The 19,201-nt window shown below is 43.4% G+C and carries 12 protein-coding genes and 1 tRNA gene; 2 read left to right on the top strand and 11 right to left on the bottom strand.

Features of this window, described 5'->3' with window-relative positions:
- Positions 1-35: 35 nt before the first annotated feature.
- The 3 genes from EO132_RS08435 to EO132_RS08445 all read right to left on the bottom strand — a co-directional run bounded on the left by EO132_RS08435 (position 36) and on the right by EO132_RS08445 (position 6,947).
- On the bottom strand, positions 36-2,378 hold the full coding sequence (locus EO132_RS08435; RefSeq protein ID WP_127137087.1) for a zinc-dependent metalloprotease: 2,343 nt from the start codon (positions 2,376-2,378) through the stop codon (positions 36-38).
- Between the two features lie 83 nt (positions 2,379-2,461).
- Positions 2,462-3,898 carry a RagB/SusD family nutrient uptake outer membrane protein gene (locus EO132_RS08440; protein ID WP_127137088.1) on the bottom strand — a complete coding sequence of 479 codons (1,437 nt, stop codon included), beginning with the start codon at positions 3,896-3,898 and terminating at the stop codon, positions 2,462-2,464.
- A gap of 16 nt (positions 3,899-3,914) precedes the next feature.
- Complete coding sequence (locus tag EO132_RS08445) at positions 3,915-6,947, bottom strand: SusC/RagA family TonB-linked outer membrane protein (RefSeq protein WP_127137444.1); 3,033 nt, start codon at positions 6,945-6,947, stop codon at positions 3,915-3,917.
- Positions 6,948-7,717: 770 nt separating this feature from the next.
- Between EO132_RS08445 and EO132_RS08450 the strand changes: the two genes are divergently transcribed.
- Positions 7,718-8,197 (top strand): helix-turn-helix domain-containing protein, encoded by a 480-nt coding sequence (locus EO132_RS08450; RefSeq protein WP_127137445.1) that lies wholly within the window; start codon positions 7,718-7,720, stop codon positions 8,195-8,197.
- Positions 8,198-9,007: 810 nt separating this feature from the next.
- Here the strand turns inward: EO132_RS08450 and EO132_RS08455 are convergent.
- From EO132_RS08455 to EO132_RS08490, 8 genes are all read right to left on the bottom strand, one after another.
- Positions 9,008-9,469, bottom strand: a complete 462-nt coding sequence (locus EO132_RS08455; protein ID WP_205780338.1) for a phosphoribosyltransferase — start codon at positions 9,467-9,469, stop codon at positions 9,008-9,010.
- Between the two features lie 163 nt (positions 9,470-9,632).
- Positions 9,633-10,301: a DNA-processing protein DprA gene (locus EO132_RS08460; RefSeq protein ID WP_127137447.1), complete on the bottom strand. Its 669-nt coding sequence runs from the start codon at positions 10,299-10,301 to the stop codon at positions 9,633-9,635.
- A gap of 431 nt (positions 10,302-10,732) precedes the next feature.
- Complete coding sequence (locus EO132_RS08465) at positions 10,733-11,503, bottom strand: metallophosphoesterase (RefSeq protein WP_127137448.1); 771 nt, start codon at positions 11,501-11,503, stop codon at positions 10,733-10,735.
- A gap of 236 nt (positions 11,504-11,739) precedes the next feature.
- Positions 11,740-11,813, bottom strand: a tRNA-Asp gene (locus EO132_RS08470).
- A gap of 126 nt (positions 11,814-11,939) precedes the next feature.
- Positions 11,940-12,869 (bottom strand): DUF58 domain-containing protein, encoded by a 930-nt coding sequence (locus EO132_RS08475; RefSeq protein WP_127137449.1) that lies wholly within the window; start codon positions 12,867-12,869, stop codon positions 11,940-11,942.
- Between the two features lie 82 nt (positions 12,870-12,951).
- Complete coding sequence (trxA, locus tag EO132_RS08480; protein WP_127137450.1) at positions 12,952-13,269, bottom strand: thioredoxin; 318 nt, start codon at positions 13,267-13,269, stop codon at positions 12,952-12,954.
- A gap of 102 nt (positions 13,270-13,371) precedes the next feature.
- A complete protein-coding gene (gene dnaE, locus EO132_RS08485; protein WP_127137451.1) occupies positions 13,372-17,757 on the bottom strand; it encodes a DNA polymerase III subunit alpha in 4,386 nt (1,461 codons plus the stop codon).
- A gap of 145 nt (positions 17,758-17,902) precedes the next feature.
- Positions 17,903-18,358, bottom strand: a complete 456-nt coding sequence (locus EO132_RS08490; RefSeq protein ID WP_127137452.1) for a ferritin-like domain-containing protein — start codon at positions 18,356-18,358, stop codon at positions 17,903-17,905.
- A 264-nt stretch (positions 18,359-18,622) separates the two neighbouring features.
- Between EO132_RS08490 and EO132_RS08495 the strand changes: the two genes are divergently transcribed.
- Positions 18,623-19,192, top strand: coding sequence for a 30S ribosomal protein S16 (locus EO132_RS08495; protein ID WP_127137453.1), 570 nt, complete (start codon positions 18,623-18,625; stop codon positions 19,190-19,192).
- The last annotated feature ends 9 nt before the right edge of the window (positions 19,193-19,201 follow it).

Raw genomic sequence — 19,201 nt, forward strand, 5'->3', positions numbered from 1 at the left:
TTTTCACTAATTCAAATAGACCATGACAAGTGACCTTAGTCATCTTGGATGGAATTCGTTGGAGTCACTAACAATGCAGTATTGATTTTTTCGAGACACAATCGCCAATGGCCCAATGTGTCGACATTTCTATTCCTTCTCATGCCTTTTTCAATCTCTGTTTTCAAATCCATCAATTGTATGAGCAATAGGCCTTTTGAATAGTCAGAATGCACAAAGAATTGGTTTTCAATTTCCATAATGCTCCTTTCCTGTCCCAACATAGCTATTATAGTATCGATATAGGCCCTTTGAATTTCCTGTTTCCTGCGATCAACATGACCGAAACTTTCCCATATCTCTTTGAACAAACCATCTTGCAAATACCTTAGATATGCTTTGACCAATCCTTTATTCCCCGAGACTTCCTCCAGATGCTCCATTCGTTTTATCCTACGGGCCCTAAGCAGGTCGATGATTAACTTTTGTTGGTAGTGCAAGACCAGGTCTGGGAAGGTGGAATATCTGTTTTTGGTATGGAAATCGGGTTCTACCAACCAATCCGGAGGGGCAAAAGCATGTGTCAAAAGAAAATCCAAGGCTTCCATTTGGTCCTTCCAAGGAATGGAAGTGTACATGTTCCCCGGTTGACTCATGGCTTTGTAATGGATATCATACCCCCCTATAAGGGTCGAAACATGTACCATATGATTGTACCACAATTCCAGGGTCTTTTCATATAATCGATTCAAGCGTCCATTATCATTTTGATCGTTCGTGACATCAGGTAATAGGTCGATCACACGTTCTATATTTTTTAAGGCCAATCCTGTACTACGGACCGGATCGTTGGTCTCAACCACCTCATTGGAGGCTGTGGGTCCAATAACCTCCATCTGGTTCCGATTGAACCGGTACCAAGGCACCGAATCCTGCCATCGGACCATCCGTTCCAAAGCAGCTTTCTCCTGCTGGGGAGTTGTCCCCTCGGGAAATTCCGTATAGGCCCATTTGATGTTATACCTATCGGTGGGCCCCACATGTCTTAACAACAACGAAGGGGGTACACTATCCGAGGGCTGGGGAATGTTTGAGGGCCTGGTATAGTTCATTACACTTGGGGTATACCCCATGGTGCGCAACCAAGTGCTGTCGCCCATTTTATCCCATGGGTACCGATACTCCCCAAAATTGGCATCCATGATTCCAAAAACATGTCCTGCTTCGTGGGCCGTTATCGCTTGGAACAGTTCGCCAATGAGTTCATCGGGAAAGGGGAAACGCTGCGCCCTATTGTCCAATGGGGCAGCCCGGACAAAGTAAGCCTCCATTACAGTCCGCACTGATGCCCCCATAAAAATGTCGCCACGTAGAATTTCCCCGGACCTCAAATCAATAATATGGCCAAGGGTTCCTCCATAATCCTCATATTCCCAACCTCTCATATATTTTTTTTGGTTCCAGTGCACTACGTTGGAATGGATACTATGAGCCGTCCATTCGTCCAAACTGTCCAATTCCTTGACCACAAGGGCGTCCTTGAATCCCGCGGACTCAAATGCGGGCACCCACTCTTCAATCCCTGCCTTGATATAGGATCGCCATTTTTTGGGGACCTCTGGGGAAATCAAAAACGAAATAGGTTTAACGGGAACGCTGATATTTTGATCCTTGAATTTTTTTTCCAACCGCCAACGGGTGATATTGGCCAATCCATTTTGTTGGCCGAACCTAACCCCCATCTTCCCGTCGGGATAGAAGCCCATGCGATAATCAAACCTTCTGGCTTTCATTGGTGACCCCAAGGCACAGAACCCAAAATAGAGGGGAACCGAAGCTTTGGAATTCCTCCTGATCATGCCCCTTCGGGCCTTGATAATTACCTCCCCGTCCAAATCCTTGGTGCCCATTAAGACCGACAATCGGGGCACCGGGTTTCCAAAGGAAACTCCCAGTCCTTGGGGCCATTCCAATTCTTGGTTCAAAATGAGGTCGGTGATATTGATACAATGGCCACCGGGTAAAGCCAGTTCCCTTTCCATGGGAAATATGGCCAGGATATTGTCCTTCAGGTCAATCCCTTCCTTGAACGGTATAATGATTCCTGCAGTGGAGGCAACGGCCTGTTGCTTCAACAGTATCTTGTCATGGAGTTTCGACCATACCACTTGCATGGCACTTCGCCTCATATTGTCATGGCAAGTAAAAAGCATCGGCTTGTCCAATAGCGAATCTGGGATGTTCAAATAGAGTTGCCCCCCTTGGATAAAAGAGGTCAAGAAAGGTTCTTGTTCAATGGTTTCAACAATTGAACCATTCATTACAGCTCCTTTGATTGGGTCAAGGGCATATCCCCAACACTGTAGAGACAACAAACAGATAAGGATTAAGTTTCTCATATTTTGGATTTACTTTGGGTTTGGAATCGGAACCCTCCCCGTTTTGAGGGAATAGGGTATCGTTGCTATGTAATGTGATAAACTCAATAGCCCGGGTTCTGTGGCAATAAGTTGGGGTTGGTGTCCAATTCGCTCTCTGGGATTGGCAGCCGTACATCCGTGGCTTTCCAATTCGGTTTGAATTGTCCCAAGATTTCGTCCGCTTTCCCCAATCGTTTAAGGTCAAACCATCGATGTCCCTGCTCTGTAAAAAGTTCAAACCTGCGTTCATTAATGATAGCATCCAAAATCTCGTTCTGTGTACTGGCCATGGTATTGGCCAAACCTGCCCGGTTCCGAATGGCGTTCAAATCACTTTGAGCTCCGACAATATCACCCAACCTAATCCTGGCTTCTGCACGGATCAACATTTGTTCGGCAGATCGAAAAAGAATGGAATATTCCAAGGCTTCATTTTCATTGATACCAGCCTTGTATTTATGGGCATAGTAATAGGTAACAGTATTGTCCATATCTGAAATACCATTGACCCATTGGTCCCTTCGCAAGTCATCCGCTTCAAAAGCATTTAGAAGATCATTTGTTAGCGCATAGGTCTGGCCTGGAACACTCTGGATGATGAGCTGTTCGGCCTCACGGGTATTTTTCGGAGATTCATTGTCCGCCTTTAGTTGCCAAATCGTTTCTTGGGAACCCTTGAGAAAAACTTGATTCAAGTCGGACTCCAGGGGAAAGTCGTCGATCAGTTCGGTTGCCATTGCTGCAGCCTCTTCCCAGTATCCAATATAAAGGTGCATTCGCGCCAATAAGGCCTTGACCACATTTTGGTCAGGATAAATACGTTCATCGGAAACAGGTGCAGTCCCTTCCAACAAAACCAATGCGGCTTCAAGGTCTGCTATGATAAGATCATTTACCTCGTCCACATCCGTTCGGACAACCGTATTGGTTTTCAAGTAGTCCGTGGTCTCGACATAGGGCACGTCCCCAAAAACTGATACCAATAAACTGTGCAAATAGGCCCTGATAAACAAGGCCTGACCCTTGAAGCTGTTCTTTTCTACCGTGGTCAGCCCATCCGTACCATCCACTCCCTTGATTATATCATTGGCCCCATAAATGAGATGGTATGCCTGTCGCCACCATTCCAAGACGGCCCCATTCCCCGGGAGTACATTATGTTGGAAGAGTTGGACATAATCGGCGCTAAAACCATAATAATCCAATTCATCACTATAAATGCCCATCGCCGTTGTCAGGCCAAAGGCCCCCGAAACCATCCCCTGTTCGCGCATATCGTAATAAAGGTTGGCCAATGCGGACTCCACAGTGGCCGCATCATTGAACACGGTTTCGGATACCAAGGTATTTTTAGGTGGTTGCACTTCCACAAAGTCTGCACAACCCATTACCAAAATGGCTGATATTAAAAGGCATGACTTTTTAAGGGTTGGATAGGGTTTCAACAATGACCTCAATAGGGCCACATCAAGTGTATTTATATATTCTGAATGTTTCATACTGCTGTTTTATCGGTTAAAAACTAATTTGGACGCCCAAGGTTATTTGTCTCAATGGGGGCAATCGGGTGCTTGAAGGTTGCTCGGGATCGGGCCCCTCGTAATTGGTCAGTGTCCAGAGGTTCTGTCCTTGGAGATAGACTTTCATATCCAATCCGGGACGCATAGAAGGAACTTTATAGGTCAGGGATATATTCCGCAATCGGACAAAGGATGCATCGGAAATGGACGCATTGCTATCCTCTTGAAGTGACCCTAGATCCTCGCCGCCGGCTAGGCCACCCGAAGCCCTCTGGATGGGTTTCACATCCCCTGGCTCCTCCCATCGGTTGTAGAGTTCTGCAGGAGTGTTGCCCTTGTACCCAGGGGTTGCATCGAATCGTAAGGTGTTATAGGCCTTTTGTTTTTTGAACTGGAAGAGCACATCCATAGTCAGGTTGCCCAGACTTAGGGAATTTCCAAATCCACCATAAAACTTGGGGGCCAGATCTTCTATCCATTGTCGGTCCTCCGCCCTGTTGATGTCACCGTCCCCATTATAGTCCTCAAAGGTATATGCCCCTGTTTCCGGATCTACCCCAAGGGCATGATAGAGTTTAACGATGGTCAGGGGTTGGCCAATACTATAGCGATTTGCAAAAGTGGAGTTTTTCAAGCCATCAAAGGCTACAAGTTTGCTCTTGGGAACGGTCAGATTAAGGGTTGTGGACCAGTTGAACCCTTTTGATTGGATATTTACCGTACGAAGGTCCACTTCAAGCCCCGTATTCTCCACAACGGCATCGAAGTTTCCCGTCAGTTCCGCAAACCCTGTGGTCGCTGCCAAAGGAATTCCTACCAACTGATTGGAAGAACGATTGCGGTACCATGAGGTGTTGACCAACAGTCTGTCCTTGAAAAAGCCCAGTTCCAGGGCGGCTTCCAGTTTGTTGTTTTCCTCCCAACTGAAACGTGGATTGTAGATGCCCGTTGGCTCCAACACCGTAACACCGTTATAGTTATTTCCGGAAACCTGATAGGTGTCCAAAAAGCGATAGTCGCCGATGTTGTCACTTCCCGTGCTTCCATAACTTGCCCGTAGCTTACCGAAACTCAACAGGGAGCCTTCACTGAACAGGCGCTCTTTTGAAAATATCCAAGCAAGGCCTACCGCACCAAAGTTTCCGAACTGTTTTCCAGGGCCGAAGCGCGAAGAGCCGTCCCTACGGCCCGTAAGGTTGAGGATATACCGATTCAATAAGTTCACATTGATTCTTCCAAACAATGCATTGTATTTGTATTTGCCATCGGTATCTGAAAATACTTGAAGGTTTTCTGCGGCGGCAAGGTTTTCCAACAATCCATTATTGGGAAAACCCAGTCCCCTTTGCACTAACTGCTCCATGGTTTCCTCTTGGAATGTGGTTCCGACGAGAAGGTCCAGGGCAACTCCATTCCAATCCTTCCGCCAGTTCAATTGGGGTTCCACGATCCATGACACCCTTTGGGAAGCATTGGTGATCAGATGGGAATAGTTTTGCGGAGTAACCCCCAGACCCGGATTCCGTGCCGAACTGGGCATGGCCCTGTACGAATCCAAGCGGTAATCCGTGAACCCCATATTTGACCTGAATTCCAAGTTTGATGTAACCTCATAGGAAACAAGCGCATTTGAAATAAGGGTATTCGATGTGGATTTATAGGTTTCCTCCAAGGAGGCCAATGGGTTGTCCCAAGTATTGTTCTCCCAATTGATGTTCCCCTCGTCATCATAAATTCGAGGTGCATTGGGTTCCAAGGAATAGGCCTTGGAAGTAAAATCGACTGTGGGCATTTTGTTGTTCTCATTGGTGTACCCGATCGAGAGGTTGATCTTGAAGCGAGCATTCTCGGATTGATGGTTTATATTGCTACGCAGGTTTGCCTTTTGATAATTGGAATCCCCGGGAAACACGGTAGTCTCCTTTTGATAGGATCCACTGATCAAAAATTGTGTCAGGTCATTGCCGCCGGATACAGAGAGCTGTGCATTGTTCCGGTAGGAGGTTCCCCCGATGAGTTCCTTTTGCCAGTCAGTGTATCGGTTATTGTCCCATAATTTGACATCGGGCCAGAAAAAGTCAAATCCGGGATCTTCCAATAGGTCGCCGTATCCATCATTTGTAATGCCCTCCCTTCGTACTTCCAAATACTGTTCGGTGTCCATTAGGTCCAAAAAACGGGACACTTTACCAAGGGTGGTGCTCAAGTGGGCATCAAAACGTGTTTTGCCGGCCCTGCCTTTTTTGGTGGTGATCAGTACCACCCCATTGGCCCCACGGGATCCATAGATGGCTGTGGCATCAGCATCCTTGAGCACTTCAATACTCTCAATGTCGTTTGGATTGATGGCGTTTAAGGGACTGATACTGCCACCGATGATTTGGCCAGATACTCTCGATGCCCCAAGGGATTGTGAACCGAAGGGCACACCATCCACGATGAACAGGGGGTCTGTAGCACCATTGATAAAATTCCTGCCCCGCACTTCGATGTTGAAACCACCACCAGGTAGCCCAGTGGTCTGGGCAATGTTGACCCCGGACAATTGGCCTTGCATGGCTGCTAGGGGATTGGCCACAGGTTGTTTTTCAATGATATCCGCTTTTATGGTGGAAATGTTCCCCGTACGTTCTTTTTCGGAAACGGTATAATAGCCGGCATTGAGCACGACCTCCCCCAACTGGGTCACATCCTCCTCCAACTGAACGTCGATGACGTTTCTTCCTTCTATTGGGACGTTCAAGGATTTAAAGCCCACTATGGAAAATACCAGTGTTCCATTTGGGCCAGCTTCAATTCTGTAGGTGCCGTCCATATCGGAAATGGCCCCTTGGTTGGTGGATTCCAACACAACATTGACCCCGCCCAAGGGCAGCCCGTCCATGTCGGTAACAGTACCGGTTATAGTGGTCTGTGGTGGATCAAATGTTACCCCTGCCACCAATTTTTGGTGGAGTAGGGGAATTAGTAGGATATATAAGAACAGGAACAGTTTTGTCCTGCTTGAGTATATTGGTGATTTCTTCATTATGTTGAGTTCTTTTGATTAAGGTGTTAGTGGTATTGCGTTCCTATGGGACAATCTAACCGTCCATAGGTTTCTAGTCACACTGCCCAGAAAGTCAGGATAAAGCCGTAACTTCCCTTAGAGCATCAAGGTTCGGACATAGGCCACCCTGTCCAAGTAGCAAAGGCTCTTGGAAATAAGGTTCCTAGATGAAAAATGACTATGAAATCGAGCTAGGGCCGGATACCCCGAAATGGATGTCGTCAGTTATGGGAAAAAAAGGAAATCGTAAACCGGAAAAATGTAGCGAATATCCCAAAACTATAGTCTTAGGGTTATATAGGATTCTTGGGCTTTTTCTTAAAGAGAATTTCAAACAGGGTCAGGCCCGCTCTAGAACTGGAACAGACCGAGGATAAATTCTCAAATAAAAAAACAAGCCTTTTGTTTCCCATAACCTGAAAAGGTCAGCGATACATCGAAAAAGAAATAAAGAAAGCAAAACGCTAAGAAAAAGTTGGGCGTGAAAACTCAACTTACCCGCTAGCGGTACTGGTATACCTTGCACTGATAGGAAGAGCTCACGCCCGGGTCGTGAGACAATCTACTTATCATCTCTAGTGCAAAAATTACCAGTTTTCTAGCGAGAGATTCAAAGCGATGGCTTCAAATGTTTTTACACGAAGTATCGCAAATATATTTCTAACTCCAAACATAAACAATTGGAATAAAAAGACAAAATTATATTATATGTAATTTTTTGTCTCTAATTCTATTGCTCACTTTGGCTTATGTCTAGATATAAGAAGACAAGTGCCCTTAAAGCAATAGGTAAACGGTTAAAAAAGCAAAGAGAGAAAGAAAAACTCCAAATTGAGGATGTTGTTGAAATGACCGGGTTTACTTATAAAAAAATTTCAGATGTAGAATCTGGGGAAGAAACTTCTTTGTCTTATTTTATTGAAATATGTCTTGCAATCAACATTCAACCTAAAGATGTTCTTGATTTTAATGTTGGATTTAAACCCAGATTCATCCTTTCTTCAACAAGAAAAGAAAAAACAAGATTAACATCTAGATTAATTGAATCCATAAATCAAGGTTTTTTTAAAAAACCAAGATATAACAGTGAAGTTGTCATCAAATTAAAAGAAGATTTTGGTGTAGTATCATCTTCATCAAATGTTTCAGCAATTCTTCGGAGGCTGGTTGATGAAGGTATATTAGAAGTAATTAAGGGTCACCATCGCAATCAGTATTATAAAAAATAACGGTTAAATCTTTTTGCACTCCCCGATTTTTTAGAAAATTCTTACATTTAGTACTCATACTCCCCCAAATAGGTTTACTTAATTTAAAAAGACTTTTGCGTTTATATTTAACTGCATATGTTAAGCATAGCCAACGAAATTGGCGATTGAAAGTTTAAAATTTAATTGATTTTAAGTGCTTACTAATTTAATAAGGGGAAACTATATCTTATTTAATACTTATGCACGAGCCCTTTTATTGAATACTAGAAATAGATGTTTAAGTAATTTTCTCCTTTTGAGTACATTGAAAATTAGTTTATCCACCGAATTAATACCAATTGAAAATTAACTAAAACTACTGTTCGAGCTACACACATAGAGAGCAGTGATAGGTGAAAATTAACTTTGAAAAGGAAGTTAGAGGATTTTTACCATACAGGAATCGTACAGTTATTAAACCAAAAAATCCTAACTAGTTATTAAGCAACTAATTAGGATTTTGGTAACCGGTCTGGACGGGACTCGAACTTTTTACAAAATATGCCCATTTTTCAGGGTTTCCCAGAGGGTCAAAAATGGGAGGCACCGAATTGCTCACCTTTTAACAAATTTTAACCTTTTTAACATTAAAAATGATGGATTTTAATGCCTTTTGGAGGCTTGTTTGCATTTTTGATTGTAATGTATGATTTTATATTTTGAATGTGTATTTGCCGGGCTTAATTTTTAAGGTTGGGATTTTAGTACAATTTATATGGTTTAAATCCCCTTCATTGACATCCGTAAAAAGGGTCACTTGATTCGTTGTAATGTAAATCAAAAACTATGCTAATTGGGCAAGATAATACTGTCTTGTTCGGAATTATAAACCATTATATGGTAAGAAGGTTTAACTATTTCATCCAAGGTGGTTATGAGCCCTCGTGTTCTCATTGCTGCAAAAACCAAAACTTCGGAATTTGGATAGGTTTCTTTTAACCTCCTTGCACAAGCACATGAAGTTCTGCCCAGGGTGAAAACATCGTCCACCAATATTATTTTTTCAACAAAGGCCTCTGGAGGGGTACACAATAGACTATCATAATGTGTGTTGCAGGACGGACGGCTTTCAGCGGTGTAGAAATTGCTTGATTTTGGAACAGGACTGATTCTTTCAATCAAATTCTGAACCGAATTGCCAAAACCTGAATTTACTAAGTGTTCCGACAATATTCTTGTTGGCCAATGAGCGCCTTCGACCATTGGCGTACTCCTAGGTGCAGGGACCAATATCGGGTTATTATCGAACATTTGGGAGATTGGGTGTTCTTGAGGTAATTCAGACATATAATATATGAGTCGTTCAATTACCCGGGTATTCCCTGACTTTATATTACCACATATTCTCTTTGAGAGTTGGGCCTTCTCATTTGTACCCCGACTCGCAAATTCCAGCATTGTTGCAAATGGAATTTCAAAAGGCATCCTCAAATTTTGAGGTCAAGTATGGAATGTGGGTAAAAATCTCGTCCACGTTTTCCCTGGAAAGGACTTGGGCTCCATAATCCAACATTTCCTTGGCCCATGTAACATTTGAATCATGGATAACATTTTCCAAAATATACACCTCCCGCCCCAAACGAAGGGCTTCCCAACCTTGGTGTCGAGTACCACTTTTATCAGTGGCCTCAATGATGATCGTTGCATCGGATATCAATGCCATGGTCCTATTTCTAATTGGGAAATTCTTTGGCTGTGTCGGAAAACCTTCCGGGAACTGGGAGATGGCTAAATGCTCCTTCTTGATTTTTTCCAAGAGGGTTGCATTTTCCTTTGGGTAAGGGACATTTAAAGGCGTTCCCAAAACCGCAATGGTCTTACCTCCTGAATCGATTGCAGTTTGGTGGGCCATAGTATCTATTCCTTTTGCCAATCCACTTACTACTATGATATCGTGCTTGACCAAAGTTTTTGATATGATTTTTGCTCTTTGTAGGCCTTCCTTTGAAGATGCTCTCGAACCTACAACGGAAACCCTTCTTTTCTCATAGAGCAAATCTTCATCCCCGCCAAAAAACAATTTTTCAGGGAAATGCTTCTTTTCGGCATCTGTCAATAGTTGAAAATAGGTTTCAATGCCCATAGGTAGTTATAGTATTAGGTACAACAAGGTACAAAATTAAAGAAAATACAATGGTCAACCCTATTACCTTATTTCCATAGGTATGGACTATGTGAATATTGCTGGACGGGAAAGACCCCAAACAAAGGGGAAATTTGAACCATTCAATAGTTAATAAATGGAGTTGAAAATCAGGCTTTTGCGTTAGTCTTGAGGGTGCTCAATTCTATCCGGTGAAGGTGGTATACTATGTCCGGCGTTTCCACTAGGGACTCTACTTCGTATAAATATTCAGAAATGGCTTGGCCTATCATGGAAAAGCATTTGCATAAAACTACAAAAAATGTAGTGTTTTGCAAATGCTTTTTTATTGTTTCAATAGCTTTTCTTAATAGAGAAATTGAATAACAAAGGTGAATTTAGTTGATTGAATTAACTTGGAAATCTAATCTTTATGGGTTTTTCAGCTCAAAATAAGTGTCTCTCGAAAAATCATAGTGCTCATTCATATGAACATACCCTAATTGATTGCATAACATTATTGTGCCTCCTAACATTGTGCCGTTGCCAATATTTCTATGTATATGGCCATATATCCAATAATCAATATCGGATTTAGTTATAAAATCAGTTATATCCACAACAAAAGCATTGTTGATGGGGCTGCCTTCAAATTCAGGGGAATTGCACAATGGAGTGGGTAGGTGATGGGTTACCACTACGGTCTTGTCATTCTGAGATTTTAAATTTTCCTTAATAAAAGTATAGGCTTCGTTATGAAGCTTATTGAAATCATCAACCGTTAGCCTTCTTTGATTAACCATGATTTTATAAAAATCATTGACTCTACTGGATACAAAGCTTCCATTTTCAGGGTATATGTGGCTCCAGAATGTAGAAAAAAGAAAACTAATGTCTTCTATTATCTCAACTTGGTTGTTCAACAAGAATACATTCTTTTGAATTTCCCATTTAAAAGGCTCTTGATGTAAAGACAAATCATAGCCTCCATAATATTCATGATTGCCAGGTATTACAAAAGCCCGTTTATAATTATCAGAGACCCATTTGAAAAAATCAAGCTTAGTATATTCAGATCCTAGGTAATGGGTGTCTCCAGCAATTATTAGAGTTTCGGCAGTTGGTTTCAAAGGGTGGTCTGCCAACCAACTTTTGTTATGCGGGAACTCTAAATGTAGATCCGAGCAGTATTGTATTTTCAAGTCACGGCATTTTTATGAAATAGGAAAGTAAGAAGATATATTCGTTTTATACGGTTTTACATAATCTTCTTTTTGTGAAATAGCTTTGTGTAAAATGTTGCGAAGAAGTAAAATAAGTTCAAAAATGCGGCACGAATGCGGCACGCTATAAGAAATATGATTTTCAGATTTAAATGTAAATAATTGAAAATCAAATTTATAAAATAAAAAAAGCCCCGAGAAATCGGAGCTTTTTGCGGTCTGGACGGGACTCGAACCCGCGACCCCCTGCGTGACAGGCAGGTATTCTAACCAACTGAACTACCAGACCAATGATTTTATCTTTGCAAGACTCCGACAACGGTCGGATTCAAATCTTGTTCATTTGCTTTTTTAAAGCGAGTGCAAATATACATTCTCATTTCGGATATGGCAAAACATTTTTTTAAAAAAATGATCAAGCAAATTTCTGTCGCTCTATTATAAAGGAATTCAGGACTTGGGAGAAGTCCGAGCGAACATCCACTCCCACATATTTGATTTGGTACTGTGCGCATTTCAGTTTCAGATCCTTCTGATATCGCAGTACTTTTTCAGAATATGCTTTCTTAATGGAATCAGCGTACAAATCTATCTGTTCGCCTGTTTCCACATCCACAAAACGTTTGGGTGCATTGTCAAAATCAAAATTGAGCTCATGTTCTTTGTCCAAGAGATGAAAAAGGACCACGGAATGTTTGTTGTATTTGAGGTGACGCAGGGCTTCAAACAGTTTTTCCTCTTCGGTTTCCGTCTGGAACATATCCGTGAACAAAAATATCAAGCTTCTCCGGTGGATCTTCTCGGCAATTTGATGCAGGAAGGTATAGGTTTTGGTCTCTTTCGTGTCTTTTCTATGGGAAGCAACTTCGTTCAATTTGGAGTACAGCATCTGAAAATGACGTTCACTGTTCTTTTCAGAAGCATGGAAATCATAGGTATCAGAATAGATACTGAGTCCCACAGCATCCCGTTGTTTTTTCAAAACTTGCATCAAAGCTGCAATGGAAAGTACCCCAAAACCAATTTTGTTGAGGTTCCCTACGGAATATTTCTTCACTTCCGGATAGTACATGGAGGCCGAGTTGTCCAAAATCATATGGCAGCGAAGGTTGGTCTCGTCCTCAAAACGTTTGGTGTACAAACGGTCCGTACGTGCAAAAAGCTTCCAATCGATATGTTTGGTGCTCTGCCCTGGATTGTAAATTTTGTGCTCCGCAAATTCGGCGGAAAATCCATGGAACGGACTTTTATGGATACCACTGATAAACCCCTCCACAATTTGATGGGCCAAGAGCTCCAGATTTTGGAAAAGGGTCGTTTTGCTAAGTTCCGATCGTACGTCCATAATTGATTTCTGTGGACAAGATAAAATAAAAAAGGCTTGGCAAATGCCAAACCTTTTTTAAAATCCAATTCCAAAATTCGTTTTACAGTGCTGCATCAATAGCATCTGTATAGGTTTTTTTAGGGGATACGCCCACTTGACGGTTCACAACCTCACCATCTTTGAAAATCAAAACGGTAGGGATGTTACGTACACCGTATTTGGCGGCGAATTGCTGGTTGGCATCTACATCCACCTTTCCAACAACAGCTTTGCCATCGTATTCTTGTCCTACTTCTTCAATGATCGGACCCACCATTCTACAAGGCCCGCACCATGCTGCCCAAAAATCTACTAGGACAGGCTTGTCACTTTTTAAAACTACTTCGTCAAAAGTCGCATCTGTTATTTCTAGTGCCATCTTATTTATTTTAATATTATGCAAAGTTAGTCAAATAATGCCCATCTAACTTACACAGGGCGTATTCGTTTTAATTATTGCGCCATTGACAATAATTATGGTCTAGTTCAACTTGTAATGAATTTCATTGGCTTCCAATTCGGAAAGTAACCCACTGTTTATCTTTACCTTCTGTTTTCGGCTCGATAGTTTGAGCTTGATCTCCTCCTGCATCTCATAGATCACAAAACTTATCGGGTGGTCGCCCTTATGTGATGTCAAGGTTTCCTTCAATGTTCTGATCCGTTGTTCTTGCAGACGATCTATGTCCAGTTTGATGGTCAGTTTTTTCGCAAAGGCGTCCATGACGTCCTGGAGCTGTTTGAAATCGTTGAACTGAAGCCTCGGGTCACCTTTTTTGCCCGTATCCCGGTTGACCCAGCCCTCGCGTACATAAGCTCTCACGTGCACAAAGGAGTTGATCATTAAAAAATGACGAAATTTTAAGTACTCCTCGCCAAAGATCCGCAGTTCGTAGGACTCATTGTAATCTTCGAGTGTGAAAAGTCCCCAGCCTTTACCGTTTTTGGAAACCCGATGCTGTACATCGGTAATGACCCCTGCAACCGTTAGTTCCCGGTTTACATGCTCTTCCAAACGGGCGAAATCGCTCACCGTATTTTTACAGAATGCCTTGATTTCTTTTTTGAAATCATCCAAAGGGTGTCCTGAAATATAAATACCGACCACTTCTTTTTCACGGCGTAGCTTTTCCATGGTGCCCCATTCCTCGCAGGGAGGTACGATAGGTTCGGGAATCTGTACTTCGCTGGCTTCGCCAAAAAGGCTTACCTGTGATGAATTTTGATTCTCCTGAAACTTGGAACCGTACTTTACAGCCTTTTCCAAGAAGGTAATCCCATCACCTTCATCATGAAAATATTGCGCACGGTGGGTGTCGCCAAAGGAATCAAATCCACCTGCCAAGGCCAAGTTCTCAAATGCTTTTTTATTGGCTGCCCGTAAATCCACACGTTTGGCCAGATCAAATATGGATCGGTAAGATCCGTCCTCTTTTCGATTTTCCACAATGGTCTCCACGGCGGAGCGCCCTACACCTTTAATGGCACCCATTCCAAAACGGACCGCATTGTCCTTGTTCACCGCAAACTTGTAGTAGGATTCGTTGACGTCCGGCCCCAATACTTCCAATCCCATCCGTTTACATTCCTCCATGAAGAAGGTCACCTGCTTGATGTCGTTCATGTTGTTGGACAGCACGGCCGCCATATATTCGGCAGGGTAGTGGGCCTTTAAATAGGCCGTTTGGTAGGCTATGTAGGCGTAACAGGTGGAGTGGCTCTTGTTGAAGGCGTAGGAGGCGAATGCTTCCCAGTCCTTCCAGATTTTTTCGAGCACCTCCCGTGGATGTCCGTTTTTCTCCCCACCATCCAAGAATTGTGGCTTTAGTTTTTCCAGTAGGGCAAAGATCTTTTTACCCATGGCTTTCCGGAGTACATCCGCATCACCTTTGGAGAATCCAGCTAGTTTTTGTGAGAGCAACATTACCTGCTCTTGGTAAACCGTGATCCCGTAGGTTTCTTGGAGGTATTCTTCCATCTCGGGGAGGTCGTAGGTAATCTCCTCTTCACCATGCTTACGCGCAATAAAGCTTGGGATGTATTCCATGGGACCAGGTCGGTACAAGGCATTCATGGCGATGAGGTCATCAAAAACCGTAGGTTTCAGGTTTTTCATGTGTTTTTGCATCCCAGGGGATTCGTACTGGAATACCCCAACTGTTTCCCCTCTTTGGAAAAGCTCGTATGTTTTTTCATCGTCCAGTGGGAAATCATCCGGCACCAACTCAGTTCCTGTTCGTGCTTTCACGATTTTGACGGTGTCCTTGATCAGGGTCAAGGTTTTCAATCCCAAGAAGTCCATCTTCAACAATCCGGCACTCTCTACTACGGAGTTGTCGAACTGGGTAACGTACAGGTCGGAATCCTTGGCCACGGATACGGGCACGAAGTTGGTAATGTCATCTGGCGTGATGATTACCCCACAAGCGTGGATTCCCGTATTTCTCAGGGAACCTTCGAGCACTCGGGCCATCTTCAAGGTTTGCCCTTCCAAATCATCTGTCTCGGCGATATTGAGGAGCTCGTTCACCTTTTCCAGTTCTTCGGAACGAAATTTCTTTTTTAAATCCGCTTCGTCCACCCCAAATATTTTATTGAGCTTGGACATGTTCGGAATCAATTTGGCAATCCGGTCGGCATCGCCCAAGGGCAAATCCAAAACACGGGCGGTATCCCGAATGGAGGATTTGGCCGCCATGGTACCGTAAGTGATGATCTGCGCCACCTGATTCGCACCGTACTTATCTATTACGTAGTCCATGACCCGGCTACGGCCTTCGTCATCAAAATCAATATCGATATCGGGCATGGACACCCTGTCAGGATTCAGGAACCGCTCAAAAAGTAGGTCGTACTTCATGGGGTCGATGTTGGTGATCGTTAAGCAGTAGGCTACCACCGAACCAGCGGCCGAACCACGACCTGGTCCCACCGAAACGTCCATGTTTCTGGCTTCCCGTATAAAGTCTTCAACAATCAAAAAGTATCCCGGATACCCGGAGTTTTTGATGATCTCCAACTCAAAGTCTATCCGTTCCCTGATCTCATCGGAAAGTTCGCCGTATCGTTTTTCGGCCCCTTTGTAGGTAATATGCCTTAAGTAGGCATTCTCGCCTCTGTTTCCACCATCCACTTCGTCTTCTGGGTCCTTGAATTCTTCAGGAATGCTGAACTTGGGCAGCAGAATGTCACTGGCAAGGTCGTAGGGCTCGATTTTGTCAACGATTTCCTTGATGTTCAAGATGGCTTCGGGCAAATCCTTGAAGAGCTCCTTCATCTCGTCGGAAGATTTGAAGTAATACTCTTGGTTGGGCAATCCATAGCGATAACCACGACCCCTACCGATGGGGGTTGATTGTTTTTCGCCGTCTTTCACACACAATAAAATATCGTGTGCCTCGGCATCTTTTTTATCGCAATAATAGGTGTTGTTGGTAGCGACCAGTTTTACATTGTGGTCTTTGGCCATTCGAACCAAAACTTGATTGACACGATCTTCATCTTCTTGGCCGTGACGCATAATTTCGATGTAAAAATCCTCGCCAAATTGTTCCTTCCACCATAAAAGTGCCTCTTCTGCCTGGTTTTCGCCAACATTCAGGATTTTGTTGGGCACTTCACCATACAGGTTTCCAGTGAGGGCAATAACATCTTCTTTGTACTGCTCAATGACCTTTTTATCGATCCGGGGTACGTAGTAGAATCCATCGGTGTAGGCGATGGAGGACATTTTGGCCAGATTGTGATAGCCTTTCTTGTTTTTGGCCAAGAGCACGATCTGATGTCCATAGTCCTTTACATTTTTATTGGTGTGATCCTCGCAGACAAAGAATTCGCAACCTACGATTGGGGTGATCTCTTTTTCGGTAGGTTGTTCGCCATTGGCTATGAGTTCCTCGTTTTTGGCCTTTGCCGCTTTGTTGTGTCCCATCACTTCTTTCACAAAGTGAAAGGCGCCCATCATGTTGGCGTGGTCGGTCAAAGCAACGGCAGGCATGCCGTGGTTGGCCGTGGCCTTGACCAAATCTTTAATATTGATGGTGGACTGCAGTACCGAAAACTGGGAGTGGTTGTGGAGATGTACAAAAGGTTCCTCCTCCAACGCTTCTACGTTTTCTTTGATTTCCTCGTCGGAAACCCCACTGGTATCTTCCGCCCAAAGGGCATCGGCAATTTCTTTTGATGCGGCCTTCAGGTTGATGTGCTTTAACCCGACTAGCTCTATTTCTTTCGGATTGGCTTCGGAGAAACGCTCAAAATAATCAGGCTGAACATCCAGTTCTTGGTAGGAATACTGCTTTTTACGGACCAGTTCCAAAAAACAGCGTGTGGTGGCTTCCACGTCGGCCGTTGCATTGTGCGCCTCGGCAAAAGGCTCCCCGAACAGGAACTCGTGGAGTTCGGTCAATGTGGGCAATTTAAATTTACCGCCACGCCCTCCAGGTATTTTACAGAGTTCCGCGGTATGCTCGGTACAGGTGTCGAGTACAGGGAGTTCGGTCAAAGGACTTTCCACGTCCCCCCGATGGAATTCGCATCCCATAATATTGATATCGAAGCCCACATTTTGACCTACCACGAATTTGGTCTGCTCCAATGCCTTGTTGAAAGCTTCCAGGACCTCGCTCAGGGGAACTCCCTTTTCTTCCGCCAAAGCAGTGGAAATGCCGTGTATCTGTTCCGACTCGTAGGGAATGTTGAACCCTTCAGGTTTCACCAAAAAATCCTGATGTTCGATCAAATTACCCAGTTCATCATGCAACTGCCATGCTATCTGAACGCATCTTGGCCAGTTGTCGGTGTCGGTAATCGGGGCGTCCCAACGTTTGGGCAAACCAGTGGTTTCCGTGTCAAAAATCAAATACATAGGCTATCGGTCTCGGTCAAAAAAAGAATAGATAAAAGTACGGAAGAAGATAGATTTGGTAAAAAAGAGTTGTGAGGAGTTATCAACTAAAAAAAGCCGGGAATAAATCCCAGCTTTTTCTGCTTGTATCTAGTGACTTTTGGAATTACGATACTGCTGTTTCGAATATATTTGCTGTTTCCAAGGTTTCTCTGATGGCATTTCTTTGCTTCATGAGTAAACTTTCAGTGGACGGCGGCAATACAAAATCCTTATCGTGCAATATGTCGTTGTAAGTCTCTATGGCTTCTTTCTCGCCTCGATTAACTTCTTCCAACATTGCTTCTTCATTATTATTGGAAAATAACGATTTGAAATCGACCCAAGAACGGTGTAAGGTCCCTTTCGCACTGCCTCCTTTTTCAGGACTTTGTCCAAAAGCTTTGATTTCAGCCTTGAGTTCGTGTCCAAAATCATATCTCTGTTTGGCACGGTCCATAAAGAATTGTTTTATGGTCTTGTTATCCACCTTTTCGGCTGCTTGTTTAAATCCTTTTTCAGCATCATAGGTTCTTTCCAAAAGTTCGTTCAGTTTGTTCGACATTTCTACAGTGTACTTCATAATCTCTCTTCATTTTATCGGTTAAAGGCCATCGACTCTCGATGACTTCACTATATAAGATAAGGTTAAGTGTCGGAATAACAAAAAGTTACAGTGCTTTATAATAGATTTAACGGGATAGGTTTCAGTTGTTAAGGGCTTTTAACTTTTTTTGCTTTAATCGCTGTGCCATAAACAAATAAGTGTATATTTGCACCCGCTTTACGAATAAGCGATTAAAAAGAATTAATAATCAGGGTCGGGCACCCTACAAATTAATGTGATATGCCAGTTAAAATCAGACTTCAAAGACACGGTAAAAAAGGTAAACCATTCTATTGGGTGGTCGCTGCGGATGTAAGAGCGAAAAGAGACGGTAAATTTTTGGAAAAATTGGGTACTTACAACCCAAACACCAATCCAGCCACAATCAATCTTGATGTTGACGGTGCCGTGAAATGGTTGCAGAACGGAGCACAGCCAACCGATACCGCCAAAGCAATTCTTTCTTATAAAGGTGTAATGATGAAGCATCACTTGGCAGGTGGTGTACGCAAAGGTGCATTGACAGAAGAGCAAGCTGAGGAAAAATTCAACGCTTGGTTGGAAGAGAAAGAGCAAAAAATCCAAGCCAAGAAAGATGGTTTGAGCAAAGCAGAAGCAGAAGCTAGAGCAAAAGCTTTGGAAGCTGAAAAAGAAGTAAGTGCCAAAAGAGCTGCTGCTGCATTGCCAGAAGAAGAAGTAGCTGAGGAGGCTGCCGAAGAAACCGCTGAAGCTGCAACTGAGGAAGCTACTGCAGAAGCACCAGCCGAAGAGGCTCCTGCTGCTGAAGAAGCTGCCAAAGAAGAAGAATAGAAACTTAGG

It is taken from the genome of Flagellimonas oceanensis, assembly GCF_003992595.1.
In the GTDB taxonomy this organism is placed as follows: Bacteria; Bacteroidota; Bacteroidia; order Flavobacteriales; family Flavobacteriaceae; genus Flagellimonas; species Flagellimonas oceanensis.